The sequence below is a fragment of the Leucobacter komagatae genome, assembly GCF_000834055.1.
Taxonomy (GTDB): Bacteria; Actinomycetota; Actinomycetes; order Actinomycetales; family Microbacteriaceae; genus Leucobacter; species Leucobacter komagatae_A.
The window spans coordinates 202,988-224,093 of sequence record NZ_JXSQ01000003.1 but is presented as its reverse complement, the minus strand read 5'-3'; the positions used below and the strand labels follow the sequence as shown (position 1 = coordinate 224,093).

The 21,106-nt window shown below is 67.7% G+C and carries 20 protein-coding genes, 1 tRNA gene and 1 pseudogene; 11 read left to right on the top strand and 11 right to left on the bottom strand.

All coding sequences use genetic code 11. The features are described 5' to 3' along the window. Positions 1-5 precede the first annotated feature (5 nt). The 4 genes and pseudogenes from SD72_RS04030 (at position 6) to SD72_RS04015 (ending at position 3,834) form a co-directional block, all read left to right on the top strand. Positions 6-1,007, top strand: coding sequence for an ABC transporter permease (locus SD72_RS04030; RefSeq protein WP_042543131.1), 1,002 nt, complete (start codon positions 6-8; stop codon positions 1,005-1,007). Further along, complete coding sequence (locus tag SD72_RS04025) at positions 1,004-1,804, top strand: ABC transporter permease (protein ID WP_042543130.1); 801 nt, start codon at positions 1,004-1,006, stop codon at positions 1,802-1,804. The genes SD72_RS04030 and SD72_RS04025 overlap by 4 nt, the downstream gene beginning before the upstream one ends. Positions 1,805-1,878: 74 nt before the next feature. Then, positions 1,879-3,116: pseudogene (locus SD72_RS04020) on the top strand (ABC transporter ATP-binding protein); the annotation flags it as partial. A 331-nt stretch (positions 3,117-3,447) separates the two neighbouring features. Further along, positions 3,448-3,834 (top strand): MmcQ/YjbR family DNA-binding protein, encoded by a 387-nt coding sequence (locus SD72_RS04015; RefSeq protein WP_042543129.1) that lies wholly within the window; start codon positions 3,448-3,450, stop codon positions 3,832-3,834. A 124-nt stretch (positions 3,835-3,958) separates the two neighbouring features. On the opposite strand, the gene SD72_RS04010 is transcribed toward SD72_RS04015, so the two are convergent. After that, a complete protein-coding gene (locus tag SD72_RS04010; protein ID WP_042543128.1) occupies positions 3,959-4,810 on the bottom strand; it encodes a response regulator transcription factor in 852 nt (283 codons plus the stop codon). After that, positions 4,807-6,024 (bottom strand): sensor histidine kinase, encoded by a 1,218-nt coding sequence (locus tag SD72_RS04005; protein WP_042543127.1) that lies wholly within the window; start codon positions 6,022-6,024, stop codon positions 4,807-4,809. The genes SD72_RS04010 and SD72_RS04005 overlap by 4 nt, the downstream gene beginning before the upstream one ends. Positions 6,025-6,227: 203 nt before the next feature. Between SD72_RS04005 and SD72_RS04000 the strand changes: the two genes are divergently transcribed. From SD72_RS04000 to SD72_RS03980, 5 genes are read left to right on the top strand one after another with little or no spacing between them, the layout of a single operon-like run. Next, the gene (locus SD72_RS04000; RefSeq protein ID WP_084766755.1) at positions 6,228-7,004 is read left to right on the top strand and encodes an ABC transporter ATP-binding protein; all 777 of its coding nucleotides are present in this window, start codon (positions 6,228-6,230) and stop codon (positions 7,002-7,004) included. Next, the gene (locus SD72_RS03995) at positions 7,001-8,359 is read left to right on the top strand and encodes an FtsX-like permease family protein (RefSeq protein WP_042543126.1); all 1,359 of its coding nucleotides are present in this window, start codon (positions 7,001-7,003) and stop codon (positions 8,357-8,359) included. Before SD72_RS04000 ends, SD72_RS03995 begins: the two co-directional genes overlap by 4 nt. Continuing rightward, positions 8,356-9,315 (top strand): hypothetical protein, encoded by a 960-nt coding sequence (locus SD72_RS03990; protein ID WP_042543125.1) that lies wholly within the window; start codon positions 8,356-8,358, stop codon positions 9,313-9,315. Before SD72_RS03995 ends, SD72_RS03990 begins: the two co-directional genes overlap by 4 nt. Positions 9,316-9,322: 7 nt before the next feature. Further along, complete coding sequence (locus tag SD72_RS03985) at positions 9,323-10,531, top strand: glycosyltransferase (protein ID WP_052492448.1); 1,209 nt, start codon at positions 9,323-9,325, stop codon at positions 10,529-10,531. A 4-nt stretch (positions 10,532-10,535) separates the two neighbouring features. Beyond that, positions 10,536-11,501, top strand: coding sequence for an alpha/beta fold hydrolase (locus SD72_RS03980; RefSeq protein WP_198141848.1), 966 nt, complete (start codon positions 10,536-10,538; stop codon positions 11,499-11,501). On the opposite strand, the gene SD72_RS03975 is transcribed toward SD72_RS03980, so the two are convergent. Then, positions 11,498-11,695, bottom strand: a complete 198-nt coding sequence (locus SD72_RS03975) for a hypothetical protein (RefSeq protein ID WP_042543124.1) — start codon at positions 11,693-11,695, stop codon at positions 11,498-11,500. The two genes, SD72_RS03980 and SD72_RS03975, sit on opposite strands and share 4 nt — an antisense overlap. A 149-nt stretch (positions 11,696-11,844) precedes the next feature. Then, a complete protein-coding gene (locus SD72_RS03970; protein WP_042543123.1) occupies positions 11,845-12,054 on the bottom strand; it encodes a hypothetical protein in 210 nt (69 codons plus the stop codon). Positions 12,055-12,128: 74 nt separating this feature from the next. Between SD72_RS03970 and SD72_RS03965 the strand changes: the two genes are divergently transcribed. Further along, positions 12,129-12,440, top strand: coding sequence for a hypothetical protein (locus tag SD72_RS03965; protein WP_052492446.1), 312 nt, complete (start codon positions 12,129-12,131; stop codon positions 12,438-12,440). Positions 12,441-12,484: 44 nt separating this feature from the next. On the opposite strand, the gene SD72_RS03960 is transcribed toward SD72_RS03965, so the two are convergent. Further along, the gene (locus tag SD72_RS03960; RefSeq protein WP_042543122.1) at positions 12,485-13,837 is read right to left on the bottom strand and encodes a leucine-rich repeat domain-containing protein; all 1,353 of its coding nucleotides are present in this window, start codon (positions 13,835-13,837) and stop codon (positions 12,485-12,487) included. Positions 13,838-14,009: 172 nt separating this feature from the next. Between SD72_RS03960 and SD72_RS03955 the strand changes: the two genes are divergently transcribed. Then, positions 14,010-14,189, top strand: coding sequence for a hypothetical protein (locus SD72_RS03955; RefSeq protein WP_042543121.1), 180 nt, complete (start codon positions 14,010-14,012; stop codon positions 14,187-14,189). A gap of 93 nt (positions 14,190-14,282) precedes the next feature. On the opposite strand, the gene SD72_RS03950 is transcribed toward SD72_RS03955, so the two are convergent. From SD72_RS03950 to SD72_RS03925, 6 genes are all read right to left on the bottom strand, one after another. Continuing rightward, positions 14,283-14,356, bottom strand: a tRNA-Pro gene (locus tag SD72_RS03950). A gap of 78 nt (positions 14,357-14,434) precedes the next feature. Beyond that, entirely contained in the window at positions 14,435-15,073 is a 639-nt protein-coding gene (locus SD72_RS03945) for a CG0192-related protein (RefSeq protein ID WP_042543120.1), read from the bottom strand. 86 nt (positions 15,074-15,159) lie between these two features. Beyond that, on the bottom strand, positions 15,160-17,064 hold the full coding sequence (gene typA, locus SD72_RS03940; RefSeq protein WP_042543119.1) for a translational GTPase TypA: 1,905 nt from the start codon (positions 17,062-17,064) through the stop codon (positions 15,160-15,162). A 133-nt stretch (positions 17,065-17,197) separates the two neighbouring features. Beyond that, positions 17,198-18,928 carry a dipeptide ABC transporter ATP-binding protein gene (locus tag SD72_RS03935; protein WP_042543118.1) on the bottom strand — a complete coding sequence of 577 codons (1,731 nt, stop codon included), beginning with the start codon at positions 18,926-18,928 and terminating at the stop codon, positions 17,198-17,200. Further along, positions 18,925-19,998, bottom strand: a complete 1,074-nt coding sequence (locus SD72_RS03930; RefSeq protein WP_042543117.1) for an ABC transporter permease — start codon at positions 19,996-19,998, stop codon at positions 18,925-18,927. The genes SD72_RS03935 and SD72_RS03930 overlap by 4 nt, the downstream gene beginning before the upstream one ends. A 2-nt stretch (positions 19,999-20,000) precedes the next feature. Then, positions 20,001-21,074, bottom strand: a complete 1,074-nt coding sequence (locus SD72_RS03925; protein WP_042543116.1) for an ABC transporter permease — start codon at positions 21,072-21,074, stop codon at positions 20,001-20,003. Positions 21,075-21,106 lie beyond the last annotated feature (32 nt).

Sequence of the window (21,106 nt, the reverse complement as noted above, 5' to 3'; positions counted from 1 at the left end):
CGCGGGTGTCACGACTGTCCAGCGCCGCCGTTGCCGTGCTGCGAAAGCTCGGCGCGGCGGCGCTCGTCGTGTGGATCACGGCAACCGTCGTGTTCCTCGCCCTCCGCGCCTCTGGCGACCCGCTTGAGGCGATCCTTGGGGGCCCAGGCTCGCAGGCAGGCCCGGAAGCTGCGGCGCGAGCGACCGCGGAGTACGGCCTCGACCAGCCCCTGCTCGTGCAGTACCTGCAGCAGCTCTGGCGCATCGCGACGCTCCAGTTCGGCGACTCATACTCGCGGAAGCAGCCGGTCGCTGACCTGCTCGCCGCGAACGTGCCCCCAACGCTCGTGCTTGCCACGCTGGCGTTCATCCTCGCCTGGGTCCTCGCCCTCGTCGGGACGCTCATCGCGGCGAACGCCCGCGGCGCCTTCGGTGCGGCCATGCGGTCACTACTCACCGGGGTGGAGACCGTCGCGAGCGTTATCCCCCAGTTCTTCCTCGGCGCGATCCTCATCCTCGTGTTCGCGACCGGACTGCACTGGCTCCCAGCGACGGGCGCAGCGGCCGGCGGGGCGCGTGCGCTCGTGCTCCCGGTGATCACCCTCGCCGTTCCCGTCGCGGGGTACCTCGCCCACGTGATCCACGGCCCCCTCGCCGAGGCGGATCGGGCGCCCTTTGCAACGACGGCCCGCGCACGCGGTGCGGGCGAGTCACGCGTGCTCCTCAGGCACACCCTCAGGCACGCAGCGCTGCCAGCTGTCGCGCTCTCCGGCTGGGCATACGGCTCGCTCCTTTCCGGCGCGGTCGTCGTCGAGGTGCTGTTCGCAAGGCAGGGCCTCGGCAGGCTACTGCTCGAGGCCGCAACCGTGCGCGACGTACCCGTCGTGATCGGGGCGGTGGTGATCATCGCGCTGCTCTACGTCGTGGTGATGATCGCGGCAGAGCTCGTCGAACGGTTCGTGGATCCGCGCGGCACCGCCACAGCGGCCGCACGCGGAACCGCCACAGCAGCGGAGGTCATCGCATGAGGCTCCGCTGGCTCCCGCCAACGCTCGCAGCAGCAACACTCGGACTCGTGCTCCTCGCAGCCCTCGTCCCCGCGTGGCTCGCCCCGGGCGATCCGCTCGCCATCGCACCGGCATCCGCTTTCCAGCCGCCGTCGCTCGCGCACCCTTTCGGCACCGACGAGTCCGGGCGCGACCTCCTCACCCGTGTCACGCACGGCGCAGCGGCCTCAGTTGGCATCGGCGTTGCCGCAACGGCGATCGGTGTCATCCTCGGCGGCTTCCTCGGCTTCGTCGCCGCACTCGGCCCGCCGCTCGTCGACCGCGCGCTCGCCCGCGTCTTCGAGGTGCTGTTCGCGCTCCCAACGCTCGTCATTGCGCTGCTGTTCGTCGCCGTGATGGGCGGCGGCGCCTGGTCGGCGACGCTCGCGATCGGCCTCGCGACGATCCCCGGCTACGCCCGCATGATTCGCGCGCGCGTCCGCGGCATCGCCGCGAGCAGCTACGTCGAGTGGGCCCGCCTCGACGGCGCACCGCGGGTCTCCGTGTTCACCAGACACATTGCCCCGAACTCGCTGTGGCCACTCGTTTCGGCCGCAACCCTAGGCGTCGGCCAGTCCATCGTCTGGGTCGCGGCCCTCGGCTTCCTCGGCCTCGGCACCGAGCCGCCAGCCCCAGAGTGGGGTGCAATGCTCGACGCCGGGCGCGTGTACCTGGGGAACGCCTGGTGGATGACGTTCTTCCCCGGGCTCGCGATCGTAGCTACCGCGACCGCGCTCACCGTCATCGGCCGACGCCTCGCAGCAGGAGGATCCAAGTGAATTCCGCACCCCCAACTGCAGCGCAGAGCACCGCTGCGGATCCCGCGCTCACGGTCGCGGATCTCACGGTCACCATGCCGGGCCGCGGACGCTCAGGCTCGCGCATCACCGTGCTCGACCGCGTCAGCGTTCGCGTCGCGCCGGGCGAATGCCTCGCGATCGTCGGCTCGTCAGGCGCAGGCAAATCGGTGCTCGCCAGATCGCTCCTCGGGCTCGCAGACCCCGCGGGGAACTCTGGCTGGCGCTCAGCGGCCGAGAGGTTCGAGATCGCCGGTCACGACATGAGTCACGCGAGCGGGCGGAGCTGGCGCGCACTGCGCGGCAGCAAGATCGCGCTGGTGCTGCAGGACGCGCTGCAGTCACTCGACCCGCTCCGCACAATCGAAGCCGAGGTCGGCGAGGCAGTCGCCCTCCGCGGCGTTCCGCGCAGGGCGCGGCGTTCCGCGGTGATCTCAGCCCTCACTGCCGCGGGCCTGCGAGACCCCGAGTCCCTGCTGGGGTTAACCTCAGACGCACTCTCGGGGGGCATGCGACAGCGCGCCCTCATCGCGTCGGCGCTCATCGGCTCCCCCGCCGTGCTCGTCGCAGACGAACCGACGACAGCACTCGATCCGGCAACCTCACGGCAGGTGCTCACCGAATTCGGTAGGCTCCGCGACTCGGGGGTCGCCCTGATCGTCGTCAGCCACGACCTCGGCGCCGTCGCAAGCATCGCCGACCGCATCGCGGTGCTCGATCGCGGCCGCATCGTAGAGACAGGCCCCGCCGCCCGGCTCCTCGCCTCACCTGAGCAGCCGGCGACCCGCGCCCTCGTCGCGGCCATCCCCCAGGTGAGCCGGCCGGGGGCGAGCCCCGCTCTCCGGGAGCGCGAACCCGAACGGCCCGGTGGCACCCCCGTCGCAACCTTCGCGTCTGCAACCCGCAGCTACGGCGACCGCGGCGGCCGCTTCACCGGCATCCGCGACGTCGATCTCGAGATCCACCGCGGCGAGATCCTCGGCGTCGCCGGCGAATCCGGTGCGGGAAAAACGACGCTCGCCCGCCTGCTCGCCGGGGCGGAACGACCAGACTCCGGATCCCTCACGTTCGCGGCGGGAGCAGGGTGCGACTCATCCCCCAGGACCCGCTCGCAACCTTCGACCCGCGCTGGCGGGTCGGGCGGATCCTTGAGGCGACGATCCGCCGCGCCTACCCCGCAGGGCGAACCACCGATGGCGCCCCGACCCCCGCAACCCTGCTGCGCCGGGTTGGGCTCGACCCTGCCCTGCTCGAGCGCAAACCTGCGACGCTCTCAGGCGGTGAACGGCAGCGGGTCGCCATCGCCCGAGCGCTCGCCGCCCGGCCCGACGTGCTCGTCTGCGACGAGGCCGTGTCAGCGCTGGACACCGTCACCCAGGCCGGGATCCTCGACCTGCTGCGGTCGCTGCGCGGCGACGTCGCCGTGGTCTTCGTGTCGCACGACCTCGCAGCGCTCTCCGCGGTGAGCGACAGAACAGTCGTGGTGCAGGACGGGCGGATCGCCACCGCATCCGAGGCCGCCGCGTTCCTCGCGACCGGCCTCGGGTAGCCGTCACCGCCCAAGCACCGGTGCACTATGCTCGGAACGCCGGTGCGACCGTCACGCAGGCAGGAGGGAGCAGCACATGTCGACCCGCACGCTACGGGAGTGGGCAGCCGAACGCGCCGAAGAACTCCCTGGGGCCGGTGCCGAGCAGCCGTTCGGCCCCGACCACACCGTGTACAAGGTGCGCGGCAAGATGTTCCTCCTGTTTTCCAACGCCCCTGGCGGGCCGTACGTGACGCTCAAGGCGCGCCCGGCCGACGCGAATACGCTCCGCGAAGCGTTCGACGACGTCTCCCCCGGATACCACATGAACAAGCGGCACTGGATTAGCTTGACGACGGGCGGAACGCTCGAAGAGGCGCTCGTGCGCGACCTCGTGACCGAGTCATACCTGCTCGTCGTCGAGACGCTGCCACGCGCGCAGCGCCCAGTGGATCCCTCGACGTTCGGGCAGCCGGCAAGCTAGGCGGGCCGGGGCTCGCGCTTGCTCTCGCGCTGGCTCGCGGCTGGAATCGCGGCGATAACTCGGAGATCTGCACTTCCAAGGACGCCAGCGAAGCCTAGGCACCTTTCTTCTGCAGATTTCAGAGTTACTGCGGGCCCGCGCGTCTTTGCGTGTCGTGCTGCGCCGTGATCGCGCTCGCAGACCGGCCTCGTGGCTGCCCGAGCTCGTAGCCGAGGATCACCGCGTGCACGCGGTCGCGGAGGCCGAGCTTCGCAAAGATGGAGTTGATGTATGACTTCACCGTGGACTGTGCGAGGTGAAGCTCAGCCGCAATCTCCGCGTTCGTGAGCCCCCGCACCATCCCCGCGAAGACGACGCGCTCCCGCTGGCTGAGCACGGAAAGTCTCGCCTCGGCGGCAGCGCCCGCGCCGTCCAGCCCCGCTGCCCCGGCGCGCTTCGCGGCGCGACCCCCATCCGCCGGCGAGTCACCGGCACCGCCGCCAGCCCAGGCCCCGACTTTTCCCTGAGGCATGCCCGTAGCCGGGCTGTCCCCGGAGCGCAGGTAGTGCTCGATGAGCCGGGAGGTCACTCGGGGCTCGACGACGGCCGCGCCAGCCGCGACCGTTCGCACGGCCTCGACGAGGGCCTCCGGGGTCGCGCTTTTCAGCAGAAACGCGCTCGCCCCCGCGCGCAGCCCGCCGAAGGCGTAGTCGTCGAGGTCGAAGGTGGTGAAGACGATGACTCGCGTTTCGGGGTGCCGTTCGGTGATGATCGCCGTCGCCGCGATCCCGCCCATGCCTGGCATCCGCACGTCCATGAGTACAACGTCTGGAACCTGCTGAGCGACGACCGCGACCGCCTCCTCGCCGCTAGCGGCCTCGCCGACGACCTCAATGCCGTCATCAGAGTCGAGGATCAGCGAGATCCCTGTCCGCTCGTAGCGCTGGTCGTCTGCGACCACCACCCGAACCTTGTTCGCGCGAACCGTGTCATTCATCCTGACCTCCCGTTGGGGCGAGCGGCAGCGTCGCACGCGTGCGCCAGCCGCCTCGGGGGCGCCCAGCTCCTCGCGCGCAGCGGCCCGGCTTCGAGGACGCCGCCGAACGCCGCCGTGCGCTCACGCATCGCGAGGAGCCCGAAGCCAGTCGACGCGGGCTCGCCTGCGCGGGCCGGGTGCGGCCCGCCGTCGTCCGTCACGGTGACCGTGAGCGCGTCGCCCTGCCAGTCGACGTTCACCTCGACGTGCGTCGCGCCAGACGCGTGTCGTAGCGCGTTCGTAAGCGACTCCTGCACAATGCGATAGAGCGTGGTGCGGAGCGCCTGGTCTTCCGGAAGCACCGCTGGGGCGTTGAGGGTGACCGGCATGCCCGCGGCCCTGAACCCTCCGACAAGTTCGTCGAGCGGCGGAATGTTGTGGCCTGAGTGCGCGAGATCCGCGTCGAGCTTCTCGTCACCCTCCCGCATCAGCCGCAGCGTTCGTTGCATGTCCTCGAGCGCCTGCGCCGCGACCGTGCCCAACTGTTCGAGCGCTTCCCGAGCGCGCTCCGGGTGCTTCTCCCAGCCTGCACGTGCTCCCCCTGCGAGGGCGATCATCACGGTCGCCGAGTGCGCGACAACGTCGTGCATTTCGGCGGTGATCCGCGCCCGCTCGGCGGCGACCGCGCGTTCCTCTCTCAGTGCCGCGAGCTCCTCGAGCGCGTCTCGCCGCGAGTTGCTCGCGCGCACCGCAACCCCCATCGCGAGCGCAACGAAGCCGAAAAGGTCGAGTCCCGCCATCGAAGGCGGGCGAGCGCCCATCAGTGCGGTCACGCTTCCCCCGAGCAGGGAGACGATGAGTATGCCGCCAAGGAACCCGAGGATAGTGACGCGCAGTGGCGTGTGCACCGCGAGCGCGTATGCGGCGAACCAGAGTTCCGGGGCGCCCGAGGTCAGAGTCCCGAAATACAACGGGTTGATCGCGACAAGGCAGCTGAGAACGAGGAACACCGCGAGGGGATGCGATCTGCGCCACCAGAGCGCAATCGCTACCGCGACGAGGCAGAGACCGGCGATCCACCCGTTCGCCTCCTGCTGCAGCACGACGCCGATGCTCTGCGGGACGGTGCTCATGAGGATCACCGCAACGTCGAGCACCCTCGGGCGCGCGGCAAACCACCCGTGGATCCGCGATCGTCGCACGAGTGGTTCAGCGTGCGCGGTGTTGTAGCTCACTTGGCTCTTCCGCCTCTTCCTTTCGCCGACGCCGCGCTAGGCACCCGGTGCGGAACGTTCTTTCCTACGACGATAGGCGGTTGTCGCGCATTCGACTACCACCCTGGGTTGGAAATGGTTGCGGCGCGGGGCCGCCCGCTCGCCCAACGGTTTTCAAACCGTGGGTGGTGCCGCGCCACCTCGGCAAAATCTAGCGTGGAACCATGCCAACTCTCACCACCCCCTCTGCGGCCAACAGCCCAGACAGCGCAGGCAGCCCAGGCAGCGCAGGCAACGATTCCGCCGCCGCTCCCCCGAAGTGGCTGCTGCGCGCGACGAACCTCTGCAAGGCCTTCGGCGAGCGCCGCGCCCTCATCGATGTGAGCGTCGACCTCACCCCTGGCGAATCGCTTGCGATCATGGGGCCGAGCGGGTCGGGGAAGTCGACTCTGCTGCACACGCTCGCAGGCATTTCCGCCCCCGATTCCGGCAGCGTGCTGCTCAGGGGCCGCGCTGGCGAGGCGACGAGCGATCTGGGGCAGCTCGGCGATGCAGCGCGTTCAGCGCTGCGCCTTGCCCGCTTCGGTTTCGTGTTTCAGCAGAGCATGCTCATCCCCGAGCTCAGCGCCGGCGAGAACGTCGCGCTGCCGCTGCTGCTGCTCGGCCACGATCGGGCAGCGGCGTTTCGGGCTGCTGATGCGGGCCTCAGCGCGCTCGGGCTGCTGGGCTCTGGCGCCCGCAGAGTTGGCGAGCTCTCCGGCGGTGAGGCGCAGCGCGTCGCGATCGCCCGCGCGCTCGCGACGGAGCCGACACTGGTCTTTGCTGATGAGCCGACTGGCGCACTCGATTCAGACACCGCTTCGGCCGTGCTTGATGCGCTCATCGCGGGGGCAGCGCGACCGGAATCCGGGCTCATCATCGTCACCCACGACGACCGGGTTGCCGCGAGGTGCGATCGCACGCTTCGCCTGGTGGACGGCCGGATCGCGAGCACGCTGTGAGGGGCGACCGGTATCCTTCGGCGACGTGGCTGCTCGTGCGCCCGCGGGGCGGCTCGACTGCGGTGTTCGCGATGCAGGTCGTCGCGGCGGCCGTCGCGACGCTCCTGAGTTTCGCCGTTGCGATCGTCGCGCTCACGTTCTGGCGTGTCCCAGCAGCGGAGCCCGCGTACCGTGTGCTCGCGCTTGCGCTCGCGGTACTGCTCGCGCTACCGCTCACCGCACTCAGTTCGGCCGCAGCGCGGTTGTCGGCGAGGAGCAGGGAGGAGCGGCTCGCGACACTCCGGCTGCTTGGGGTGTCGGCTCCCCGCGTGCGGCGGCTCGCCGTCGCGGAGTCGACGGCCGTCGCCGCGATCGGTGTCGCTGTCGGCACGGCGCTCGGGTCGCTGTTGCCCTTCGCGCTGCAGTTCTTTCCCGTTCACGGCAGCCGTTTGGGCCCCGCAGATCTCGCGCTTCCCTGGTGGCTCACCCTCGTGATCCCGCTTGCGCTCATCGGCGTCGCGGCGCTCAGCGGCCTGCTTGGCCTCCGCAAGGTGATCCTCTCCCCGCTCGGTGTGAGCGCGCGGACGGATGCTCCGCGGATGAGTTGGGCGCGGGTGTTCCTCACGGTCGGGGCCGTCGGCGCCGCCGTTGCGGTCACCCGCGCGGTGTCACCGGGCTGGGGGCTGCCGGCGGCGGTTGCGGCGCTGAGCCTGGCGCTGCTGGCGAGCATGGCGGCGCTGAGCGCGCTCGGCCCCTTCGTGCTGTTGTGGTTCGCCAGGCGGCGGGCCGCGCGCGCGGCCGATCCAGCGAAGCTCATCGCCTTTCGCACCGTAGCGGATGCTCCGCGCGCAGCCTGGCGCGGCGTCTCAGTGATCGCGCTCGCGACGTTCATCGTCGTCCCCGTCGGTAGCTTGCTCGGGTACCTTGACGCGATCCAGCGTTCTGAGAGCGGCGCGCTCCTCACACAAGAGCAGCTGTTCCTGCTGCGCGACGCGAGGTCGCTCCTCGTTGTGCTTGCGGCTGTCGCATTTCTCGTCGCGACGTGCCAGCTCGCGATGGCGCAGGTGGCAAGCATCATCGAACGCCGCGAGCTGTTCATCGCGCTGCACCGCATCGGGATGCAGCTTCCGACGATGCAGCGTTCCCGTCTGCGCAGCGCCACGCTGCCAGCGGTGGCGGCGGTGACGATCGCGCTCGCTGCGACGGCGGCGCTCACCGCGCCGGTGATATTCGCCGGGGCGGTCACCTCGCCACTCTTCACGCTCACCGTGGCCGCGGTGCTTCTGTGCGGGCTGGCGCTGGTCGCCGTCTGCGTCGCGGCGACGGCGCCCGTGCTGCGCCAGGAGCTTGCGCGAGACGGCGGTGGATCGCGGTGACACAGGGGTTTGTCTTCGGCCTCGCGGTTGCGCTCGGCGGCGCGCTGCTGCTCGCCGGCGGATCGGAGATGCAGTCGCGGGCGGTCTTCGAGGCCGGCGGCCGCTGGCGGGTGTTTGCGCGCTCGCCGCGGTGGTGGATCGGGCTCCTCCTGCTCGGCACCGCCGTCTCCAGCAACTTTCTTGCCCTCGCGCTCGCGCCCGTGACCGTCGTGCAGTCGGTGAGCATCGTCGCGCTCGCGATCTCCGTCGCGTTCGCCCACGTGTCGGGCCGGGCCAGGGTCGGGCTTGCCGGTGCGGGGGCGGCTGGGCTGTGCGCGATCGGGATCGTCGGCTTTGTGGTGCTCGTCGGAGGCGCCGTCGCCGACGATCCCGGCGGCGATCCGGTCGCGGATCTCAGCGCGGTGACCGCGATCCTCGCCGCCCTGGCGACGCTCGGATTGTTCGCCGTCGCGGCTGGCGCGAGCAGGCGCGCTACTCAGGCGCCGCGCTGGGCATTGGGGCTCGGCCTCATCACCGCCCCACTCGTCTTCGGGAGCATCACGACGGTGTTCAAGGTGCTCGTCGCCCTCGTACTCCAAGACGGCGTTTCGGCGCTCGCGGCAGGGTCAGGCCCGTTTCTCGCGCTCGCGACGGTCGCCGCGGGCGGCATCATCGCGAACGTGCTGTTGCAGCGCTCGCACCACCGCTTCGCGGCGCCCGTGGTGGTCGCCGCGATCACGATTGTGGATCCCCTCACCGCGGCCGTCATCGGTATCAGCGTGCTCGGCGAGGTCGACCTCACCCCTTGGCTCACCGCCGGGCTGGCGGCCTTCGGGGCGTTCGCCTGCTCTGGGGTGCTCGCGCTCACGAAGATCCGCCGGGCGGCGCAGCCTCCTGCCGTGCCGCCTGCGGCGAGCGCCGGGCAACGCGAACCACGGCCACCCCACTCGACCACCGACAGCACCGCTCATCTCTAGGAGGATCATGCACGTCGCATTCTTCAGCGATCAACACCCTGGCACGCTCGGCGGGTTGCAGGTGTCGCTCGGCACCCAACGCTCACACCTCGAGCATCGCGGGCACACGGTCACGGTGTGCGCCCCCGGCTCTCGGCGCGTGCCGACCCCCGAATACGCCAGGGACGGCGATGTGCTGCTGCCGTCGACGCAGTTCGGTGAGCACGCGTTCTGTCTCGCGGGTGAGCGCTTCGACAGAATCATTGACGCAGCGTTCGCGTCGAAGCCGCCCGTCGACATCGTGCACATCCAGGCCGACGTGTGGGGCGCATGGAACGGGTACCGCTTCGCCGCGCGACACGGCCTCCCCGTCGCGCACACGATGCACACGAACATTGAGGTTGGGCTCCCGGCGATCCTCCCGTTTCCGCGCACCGCAACCCGGCTGCTCTTCGCGGCGCAGCAGCGGTATCTGCACTGTGGCCAGGTGCGCACGCTCGCCGCATACACGCGAGCGTTTGTGGAGCGCGCCGACCTGCTGATCGCACCGAGCGCACACTTCGCTGACCGGCTTGCGCGCTCCGGTGTGCCCGGTGAGTTTTTCGTGCTGCCGACGGGCGTCGACGACGACGCGCTGGCCGCCGTGCGGGCGACGCCGCGGTGGCCGCGCGAGCGTCCGAGGCTCGTGTGGCCGGGCCGGGTGAGCCCGGAGAAACACCTCGGCACGTTCGTTGAGGCGCTTGCGCGGGCGAGGCTCGACGTCGACGTCGACGTCTACGGTACCGGGAGCGACCTGGCGCGCAGCAAGCGACTCACAACCGCGCTCGGGGTGGGCGACCAATTCACGTTTCACGGCCCCGTTGGGCACTTGGAGGTGCTGCACGCTATCAGGCAGGCCGACGCCGTCGTGCTGAGCTCGCGCGGGTATGAGACGCAGGGGCTCACCGCGTATGAGGCGGTGAGCCTCGGCACCCCCGTGATCCTCCGCGACAGTGCGGTGAGCCGGGAGCTACCGCCGCGCCTGCGGTACACGGCTGCGGATCCGTCCGTGACGGCATTCGCGGAGACGCTCGCGACGGGTGTGCGCGAGCTCACCGCGCAGCGTGAACCGCAGCCAGCAAACGATGCCTTTTTGCAGAGCGTGCTCACCGAGCGCGCAGAGGAGCTGTACGCGCTCGCCAGGGGGCGTCACGCCGCGGGCTCTGCGTCGATGGCGGTGAGGCGCCGTGCCGCATGATGGGGTGGCTCGCGGGGGCGGAACGGCCGCGGCTGCCGGAACCCCCAGACGGCTGACGGTGCTCGCCGCTGGCAGTGCGACGGCCGTCTTCGAGTACGGCCCGCGAACGGGGCAAGTGATCATCGCCGTCCACGGCTTCCGCGGCACCCACGCGGGCCTCGAGCCGCTCGCGCAGGCGCTCGCCTCTCTCGGGTACCGGGTGCTCGCACCAGATCTCCCTGGCTCGGGCGCATCCGCCGCGCTCGGATCTCCGCACGACACCGCTGGCTACGCTGCGTGGCTGAGCGAGCTCGTCGACCGGTGCGATCGAGCCCCGACCCTGCTCGGGCATTCCTACGGCACCGTGATCGTCGCCGCAGCGATTGCTGGTGGGGCCACAGCGCGGGGGACGGTGCTGCTCAACCCGATCCTCACGCCACCGCTCTCCGGCCCAAAGTGGGCGGCGACCGCGCTCGCACGTGGCTACTACGCGCTCGCACGGCGCTTGCCCGCCCCGCTCGGGCTCGCGCTGCTCGGCAGCCGAACGATTGCGGAGATCAGCGGCATGTTCATGACGTCGAGTCCCGACCGGGGCATGAGGCGGGTAATCAGGCTGGAGCACCGCCGACAGGCCTCGGCTTTCGCGTCGCGCGAAGTGGTGTTCGACACGTACCGCGCGTCGACGACCTCGACGGTTGCGCACTTCGCGGGCGGGCTCAGGGGGCCGACGCTGCTCGTTGGGGCAGGCCGCGACCCGCTGAGCCCCGCGCGGGCGTTCGCGCCAGCGGCGAGCGGAATGCGCGACGCCGCGGTTCACGTGTTCTCCGACTACGGCCACCTGCTCCCCTACGAGGCCCCGGCTGAGACGGCCGACCTCATCGCGGCCTGGGACGCGGCGATCACCGGGGAGCCCGGACCCGGTGCGGACACGCAAACGGCCCCGTGCCTGCCCGTTTCGGGGCTGGCACGGGGCCGAGAGAACCGCGGTTAGTTGTCGCGGAGGTCTTCCTTCGCGTCGTTGCGCGCCTTGGTCGCGTCGCGCTCAGCCTCGGCCTTCTTGACCTCGGCCTCAGCCTTCACCTCGTCGAGCTTGTCCTTCGCGCGGTCGACACCGTCCTCGACAGCCCGACCGACTTTCTGTGCCGCAGCCTCTGCCGTCTCTTTTGCATCTTCCAGGAAACCCATGGTGTTGCTCCTTTCGAGTGGGCTTCTAATCTGCCCGCTCTGGCCCTGATGGTCAAGTGAATAAACGGTGTATCCGCTATGAGAGAAATATTCAAAGCTCAGACTCAGGACTGCGCACCCTGCTGGATCGCGCTCGCAGCGCGGTCGGGCTAGTAGTCGAAATCCCCGCGCGGCTTGCGCTGCGGCGAAGTTGTCGCCTTCAGAAACAGGCGCACGAGCGAGCGCTTCTTCTCGAAGTACGCGTGCCGCTCGATCTCACCGCGCGCGTACTGTTCGTCGAGTTCACGCAGGGTCTCCTCGGCGGCGGCCGCGTCGTAGCGCGACGCTCCCCCAATATTGTTACTTGCCCGGATTTTCATAGCAGTCACGACCCTATCTCCTGAATGTCGGAACAAGCTCTTACACTACTCGAACATACATTCGAATGGGGGTAGTGGACATGTATCGAAACGATCGAGAGAAAGAAACCGAGCGTGAACGCATGCCGTACGTGCAGGTCGACACGAACCTGTGGGCGGTCATGCGCTACCCAAAGGACCGACCGGTCGCCATGATTCAGGGCCTCGCAAACCGCGACAACGTGCCGCTGTTCTTCGTCATGACGTGGCACCCCGAACCCTCCAAGCGCCGAGTGGTGTCGCAACACGACACACTCGAGGAGGCGAACGGGTCAGTGCTTTGGGACACCTCGACGGTCACACAGACGTCGCTCGCGAACGCGGGGCCCGCGAACGGGCGACGCTGACCCTTGGTGTCTTTGGCCGATGATCCCGCGAACGAACAGCGCCGTCAACGCTGGCGTATGCCAGCGCGCTTCGGCCTGCCGTGGCGTGCGAACGCCACAGCGGCACCGCCAAGGGCCAGGAGAGACACTGCGGTCACCCAGGCGCCGGAGTGAGGCGCACCCGCGCCGCTATCAGCGAGTTGGAGCGTTCCGCTTCCGGGGACCTTGCCGCCGATTACACCACCATCGACGACGCCCCCACCCTCTTCCTCCTTCGGTGGCACCGCTGCCGCCGCGACCGTCAACGTCCGGCTGTAGGTCTGCTCGGCAGCCCCGTTCGACACTGCAATATCAAAACTGAATACTCCCGACTCAGTAGGCGTGCCCGTGAGCTTCCCGTCTGCCGAGAGCGACACCCCAGCAGGGAGCCTGCCGCCGACGATCGTGGACTGCGGAGCTGTGGGCTTTCCGGTAAGCGCGAAGTCGAAACTGTAGGCGGAGCCGACGACGCCGTCCACCGGACTGCCAGCGAGCGACACCTCCGGCTGTGTCGTTGCGTTCACACCGACGACCCCTGAGAATTGGCCGCGGGATGTGCCGATGGGGTACGTGTATTCCCACGCTGCCAATCCGCTGCCGTCGGTGTTCCAGGTGATATCGGTGCCGGATGCGACTCCGTCGCCGGCAGTGATCCGTACCGGGATGAGCTCGCCGTTCTCCGCGACTATCGGTGATGGTGTCGGTATTCCGGTTGAGAGTTCAACGGTTGGGAGTTGCTGGAGCGTCGCGTCCACGGTCAGCAAGCGCGGGAGCGCACCAAGCGGCGAGATATCACGAATCGCGTTGTTCGCCACGTACACGATTTCCAAGTTCGAGAGCCCGGCGAGAGCGGTCACGTCAGATATCTGATTCGAGTGGATCAGCAATGCACGCAGCGTCGGAATACTCGCGAGCGGGGTGATGTCGCTGACTTGGTTCCGATTCAGGTACAGGTCGCTGAGCGCCGGGAGACCGCTCAGGGGCGTGACGTCTGACACCTGGTTGCTAACGAGGAGCAGCGTGACGAGCGAGCTCAGCCCCGAGACCGGTCGAAGATCCGAGACGCTATTGTCTGCGAGATCTATCCGGGTCAGACCTGTCGCAAAGACGAGCGGCCCGATATCCGAGATACCCATTGACCGACAACTGAGATTCGTGAGCTGCGCAAGGTCTGCCTCCGTCACAGGAGTACCTTCGGGGAGTTCCAGCGTGTCCAACACACACGATTCGAGGGCCGCATCCGAAAAGGCCACAGGGTCGGCCGGCCCGGCGAGGGCGGCAGTTGGCGCGGCAAGTGCGGCAAACAGCACACCAGCCATGAGCCCGAGGGCGGCAGAGCGCCTGCGGGGCGGAAATGGCACATCGACGTTGCTGTTCATATGTCGAACCTTAGCCTTGGGTATCAATAAAAGATATGTTTCTTTTCAATTGACCAAGCAACAACGGGAACTCCGCGAAGACGGCTCACTCCCAGGCACCTTGCTCGCCACACATGCCCCGTTGAGCTTTGGGGAATATCGTAGGCAGCCAACACACGGATTGGAGCATTCAATGAGTAACGAGAAGCACCAGGACGATGAACGCCACGGGGAGACCATCGACGAGCCCGTGATGGACGGCGCTGGGGAGGACGCCGAGGCCGGTGTTGACCCACGCAAAGGCCAAGCAGACCCAGCCCTCATTCGGCACCCAGACAAGGGCGACAAGAACGCCGCACCGTACAACCTGTAGCGGCGCTTCCGTCGCTCCGCGGCGTCACCGCACCCCGGAACGATAAAGGCCCGGAACTTCGTTGAGATTTCAACGATGTTCCGGGCCATTTCGTCGGGATGACAGGATTTGAACCTGCGACCCCGTCGTCCCGAACGACGTGCGCTACCAAGCTGCGCCACATCCCGATTTACGCTTTCGCGCAGGGTCTACTCTATCGCTTCGTCCGGGAAAAACGAAAACGACAGGCCCCAGCGCGCCACCGGCTAGTCGAGGGTGGCGATAACTACCGGAGTATCTTGGCCGGGCCACGTCGCGGTGAGCGTGCCCGCGGCACCGCGCGCAGCGGCAGACCCAGCGTCGACCGCGTGAATCACTCGCATCGTTGCCAAGCCGGTAGCCGCGACGCTCGCGCCGTCACCGAGCGACACCTCCGCGGCCCAGAGCTCAGGCACCTGCGCTCCAGGCTGCCCTGACCCGTGGATCGGCATCTGCTGCTCGCGGGCAATAGTGCCCCCGTCGGGCTGGTGTATGAGCTCTTCGCTGCCCGATCCGCCCTGCGCGATGACCTGCGCGACAACCGCGCGGAACACGGGATCGCCCGCTGCTTCCGTCACCCAGCGCGTGCCGAGCACGCCGTGCTCCATCGTGCCGATGAGGTGGGCCTCGCCGCCGTCGAGCGGTGCGCCACGGTAGGTGATGGGCACGTGGTACACCCTGTCATCGCCGGCCGAGACGAGGATGCCGTCGATCCCCACCTCACCCTCAGGGTCGTCGAGCCGGTAGCCGGAGACGCGGGTGAGCTTCGTTGGGTCCCCCGTGAACCAGGGCTGCGTCGGCAACCACTCGGCGAGGAGCTCAAGCTTTGATGGGACAAGTGTCGTGTCAGCGTAGATGAGTGCCATGCCCTGATCATACGCGCCCCCAATGACGAACGCCCGCCTCCCGAGCACGGCTCAGGGGCGGGCGTTCGCGCAGCAACGCGAGAAGGTTACTTCTGGTTCTTCAGGCGTGAGACCGAGCGCGCGCGCAGCGACGCGTCAAGCTCAACCTTGCGGATGCGGACAACCTCAGGGGTGACCTCAACGCACTCGTCTTCGCGAGCGAATTCCAGGCTCTCCTCGAGCGTGAGGATACGCGGCGGCGTCATCGACTCGAAGGTGTCGGAGCTCGCAGCACGCATGTTGGTGAGCTTCTTTTCCTTGGTGATGTTCACGTCCATGTCCTCGGAGCGCGAGTTCTCGCCGATGACCATGCCCTCGTAGACCTCTTGGGTCGGCTGCACGAAGAAGCTCATGCGCTCCTGCAGGTTGATCATCGAGAACGGGGTGACTACGCCGGAGCGGTCTGCGACGATCGAGCCGTTGTTACGCGTGACGATCGGGCCGGCCCACTCGGCGTAGCCGTGCGAGATCGCGTTGGCGATGCCGGTGCCACGAGTCGTGGTCATGAACTCCGAGCGGAAGCCGATGAGGCCACGAGCGGGAACGATGAACTCCATGCGTACCCAGCCGGTGCCGTTGTTCACCATGTTCTCCATGCGACCCTTACGAGCAGCGAGGAGCTGGGTGATCGCGCCGAGGTGCTCCTCTGGCGTATCGATGGTGAGGTGCTCGTACGGCTCGTGCGTCTTGCCGTTGACTTCCTTCGTCACAACCTGCGGCTTGCCGACGGTGAGCTCGAAGCCCTCGCGGCGCATGTTCTCGACGAGGATCGAGAGGGCGAGCTCGCCACGACCCTGAACTTCCCACGCGTCGGGGCGACCGGTGTCGACGACCTTCAGCGAAACGTTACCGATGAGCTCGCGATCGAGGCGATCCTTGATCATGCGGGCGGTGAGCTTGTGGCCCTTCACCTTGCCGACGAGCGGCGACGTGTTTGCACCGATGGTCATCGAGATTGCTGGCTCGTCGATCTCGATGAGCGGCAGCGGACGCGTATCTTCAGCATCAGCGATGGTCTCACCAATGGTGATGTTCTCGATGCCGGCGATCGCGACGATGTCGCCGGGGCCAGCCTTCTCAGCCGGGAAACGGGTGAGCGCCTTGGTGAGCATGAGCTCGGTGATGCGCACGTTCTGCTGCGTGCCGTCGCTCTTCACCCAAGCGACGGTCTCGCCCTTGTGGATCCATCCGTTGTGCACGCGCAGCAGCGCGATACGACCGAGGAACGGCGACGAGTCGAGGTTCGTGACGTGCGCCTGCAGCGGGTGCTCGTCGTCGTACTTCGGGGCGGGAACCTGCTCGAGGATCACGCCGAAGAGTGCCTCGAGGGTGTCGCCGTCAGGCAGCGTACCGTTTGCGGGCTCCGTGAGGCTCGACGCGCCAGCGCGGCCCGAGAGGTAAACGACGGGAACGTCAAGGATCGCGTCGACGTCGAGGTCTGGGTGCTCCTCAGCGATGTCGGAAGCAAGGCCGAGCAGGAGATCCTGCGCCTCGCCGACAACCTCGGGGATGCGCGAGTCGGGGCGGTCAGTCTTGTTGACCGCGAGAATCACCGGGTGCTTGGCTTCGAGGGCCTTACGCAGCACGAAGCGCGTCTGCGGCAGTGGCCCCTCAGAGGAGTCAACGAGCAGCACGACACCGTCAACCATCGACAGTGCGCGCTCAACCTCGCCACCGAAGTCGGCGTGGCCGGGGGTGTCGACCACGTTAATCGTGATCGGACCGTTCTTCGCGTGCTCGCCCTCATAGCTGATGGCGGTGTTCTTCGCGAGAATGGTGATGCCTTTTTCGCGCTCAAGGTCGTTGGAGTCCATGACGCGGTCGTCGACGTCGGCGTGAGCATCGAAGGAGTTCGTCTGACGCAACATGGCGTCAACGAGGGTGGTCTTGCCGTGGTCGACGTGTGCGACGATGGCGACGTTACGAATGTCTTCGCGTGTGGCGAGAGCCATATGGGTGGATCCTCACGATCATAAATTAGCGAACGTTCTATCATACCCGCAGAACACGCCGAGGTCGATGCCAAATTTTTCGGCCTCCGACCCCGGCGTGCGGGTGCGCGTCGAGCGCGCCTTATGAGTAACTCTATACGGCGGATTCCGCTTCCCTGAGCGCGCGCGCAAGCTCGCGTCGATCCGCCTGCTCCGCTGGCTCGGGAACGGGCAGCGATGCGAGCAGCCGTTGCGTGTACCGCTCGCGGGGCGCAAGCAGCACCTCGCTCGTCGGGCCCGTCTCGACGAGCTCCCCCCGGTACAGCACCCCAACACGATCGGCCAGGGCATCGACGACCGCGAGATCGTGAGTGATGAACAGCGCGGCGAATCCCAGCTCTGCCTGCAACTCCGTAAACAGCTCGAGCACCCTCGCCTGCACGGACACGTCAAGCGCGCTCGTCGGCTCGTCTGCAATGAGCAGCATCGGATCCAGCGCGAGTGCGCGCGCGAGCGAGGCCCGCTGTCGCTGCCCGCCGGAGAGCTCGTGCGGGAAGCGTTCCCCGTAGGCCCGCGGCAACTGCACCGCCTCGAGCAGTTCATCGACGCGCTGCTGCGCGCCACGAACGTTGCGGGCGAGACCGTGCACGATGAGGGGCTCAGCGACGTTCTCGGCGATGGTGAGCAGCGGATTGAAACTCGAAGCGGGATCCTGGAACACGAAACCGATCTGCTTGCGCAGCGGTTTGAAGCTGCGCTCCTTGAACCCGACCATCTCGTGGCCGAGCACCGTGAGCGATCCGCCCGTTGCGTCGGTGAGCCCCGCGATGGCGCGGCCGATGGTGGACTTGCCTGACCCAGACTCCCCCACCAAGCCAAACACTTCGCCCGGTCGAATATCGAAGTCGACCCCGCGAACTGCGGTGAACCCCGGACGGCCGAGCCTGCCAGGGTATTGGATCTCCAGCCCGCGTGCGCTCACGATCGGTGCGCCATCACGATCCACCACGGCGATCGCGGCGGTACCAGGCCCGCTCGCACCAGCGGGATCCTGCCCGCGATCGCGCGGCTGAATCCTGCCGTCACCGAGCTTCAGCACGGCCCCGAGCAGCCGCTTCGTGTACTCCTCGCGCGGGTTCGCGAAGATCTCAGCAACGGTCGCCTGCTCAACGACCTCGCCCTGATACATCACGGCAACATCGTCAGCGAGATCCGCCACCACTCCCATGTTGTGCGTGATGAGCAGGATCGCGGTGCCGAGCTCATCGCGGAGCGAGCGCAACAGGTCGAGGATCTCGGCCTGCACGGTCACGTCGAGCGCCGTTGTTGGCTCGTCCGCAACGATCAGGCCGGGCTTCAGCGCGAGCGCCATCGCAATCATCACGCGCTGCTTCTGGCCGCCAGAGAGCTGGTGCGGGTAGTAGTCAACTCGCTCGGCCGGGTCTGGCAGGCCAACGAGCTCGAGCATCTCGACGACGCGCTGCCGCATCGCCTGCTTCGACAGCTTCTCGTGAGCGCGCAACCCCTCCGCAATCTGCCACCCGATCGTGTAGACGGGGTTGAGCGCCGTTGACGGCTCCTGGAACACCATCGCGACGTCGCGCCCGCGCACCGCCCTGAGCTGGTCGCCGCTGAGGTGCAGCAGATCGTTCGTCTCCCCGCCGTCGCGCGAGGTCAGGAGCACCGAGCCCCGAGCAACCGCGGTGTCTGGCAGCAACCCGAGCACGGTGCGCGCAGACACTGTCTTGCCCGAGCCTGACTCGCCGACGACCGCGAGCACGCGGCCCGGCTGCACGGCGAGGGACACACCGTCCACGGCTTTGACGTCGCCGTGGTCGGTGGAGAATGTCACTTCGAGCGCACGAATATCGAGCACGTTCGTCATCGGTTGTCCCCCTCTTCTGCAGCACCGCCGGTCGGCGGGGTGTCCCCAACCTCCGGCGCTTCGTCGTTGCCAGCTTCGATGGTGCGGAGCGTCGCAGTGTCTGCGACAACGCCGCCGCCTGCCGTCGCCCGCCTGCGGCTGCGCAGCCGTGGATCGGAGAGGTCATTCAGGCTCTCACCAGTGAGGGTGAGCCCCATGACCACGAGCACGATCGCGAGGCCTGGCCAGACACTCGTCCACCAGACACCGTTCGTGACATCTGCGATCGCCTTGTTCAGGTCGTAGCCCCACTCCGCCGCGGAGTTCGGTTCGATGCCGAAACCGAGGAAGCCGAGCCCCGCGAGCGTAAGAATCGCTTCGGACGCGTTCAGCGTGAACACGAGCGGGAGCGACCTGGTCGAGTTTCGCAGCACGTGTCGGAACATGATGCGCGAGCGGCTCGCGCCGACCACGCGGGCGGACTCGACGAAGGCCTCGGCCTTCACACGCACCACCTCGGAGCGGACAACGCGGAAGTACTGGGGGATGAACACGACGGTGATCGACAGTGACGCCGCCCAAATGCCTCCCCACAGGCTTGACTGGCCCCCGGAGATCACGATGGACAGCACGATGGCGAGCAGCAGCGAGGGAAACGCGTAGATCGCGTCGGCGATCATCACGAGGACCCGGTCGAGCGCACCGCCGACGTAGCCAGACAGGAGCCCGAGGAGGGTGCCAGCGAAGATCGAGCTCAGCACCGCGATCACAATGACGAGGAACGCTGTCCGCGCGCCCCAGATGACGCGCGACAGCACGTCGTATCCCGCGATGGTCGTGCCGAGCGGGTGCGCCAGCGAGGGTGCAGACAGCGAACCAAATCCGCCGTCTGGACCGCTGAGCGCCGAGTACGAGTAGGGCGCGATGAGCGGCGCGAACAGCGCTACGATCGCGAACAGTGCGACGAGCACGAGCCCGGCAATGAGCATGCCGCGCTGCAGCCCGACGCTCTGCCGGAACTGCTTGATGAGCGGCAGGTTGTGCCAGCCGCGCTCACGCGGGGCGACGGTAGGAATGAGCTGAGTAGTCATGGTTAGTACCTCACTCGTGGATCGATGAGGGCGGCGACAACGTCGACGATGAAGTTACTCAGCGCGACGATCACGGCGAGCAGGGCAACGATGCCCTGCACGGCGACAAAGTCGCGCGCGCTCAGGTAGTGCGCGAGTTGGAACCCGAGCCCCTTCCACTCGAACGTGGTCTCGGTGAGCACTGCCCCTCCGAGCAGCATCGCGATCTGGAGCCCGATGACGGTGATGATCGGAATCAACGCGGGACGAAACGCGTGCTTGCTGACCAGGCGGAATTCACGAACACCGCGCGACCGCGCAGAGTCGACGTATTCTCGACCGATAGTGCCGATCATGTTTGTTCGCACGAGCCGCAAGAAGATCCCTGCGGTCATCATGCCGAGCGTCAGCGCCGGCAGTACCGCGTGCATGAGCACGTCGACAACGTTCGCGGCGCTTCCCGTTCTGATCGCATCAATGAGATACATTCCCGTGGGATTCGCTAGCGTTTGCAGCTGCAGCTCGGTGGCGATGGATGCGCGCCCGGAGACCGGGAGCCAGCCGAGCCATACCCCGAAGATCAGTTTCATGATCAGGCCGGAGAAGAACACTGGGGTGGCGTAGGTGAAAATGGCGAACACCCGCAAAAACGCGTCGGGGCCGCGGTCGCGGTAGTACGCCGCGAGCATCCCGAGCGGGATACCGACGAGAAGCGCGACGATCAGGGTGTACACCGCAAGCTCGAGCGTCGCTGCACCGAACGTGACGAGCACCTCGGTCACCGGGCGGCGGTCACTGAAAGTGACACCGAAGTTGCCGGTGAAGATCTGCCCCAAGTACTCGAAGTATTGGACGAGAATGGGCCGGTCATAGCCGGCCTCAGCGACGCGCTTCGCGAGCTCCGCAGGGGGCAAGCGGTCGCCGACAGCCGAGGTGATCGGGTTGCCGAGCGTCCGCATCAGAAGAAACACCATCGTCACGAGAATGAAGACGGTTGGGATGATCAGGATGGCCCGCCAGAGAATGAATCTGCCGAGCCCGCCGCCCTTCGCTTTTGCTTGAGCGGTTGCCGCCGGAACGGCCTCAATAATAGCCATGTGTGGGTCCTCAGACACGGTGACAGCGGGCG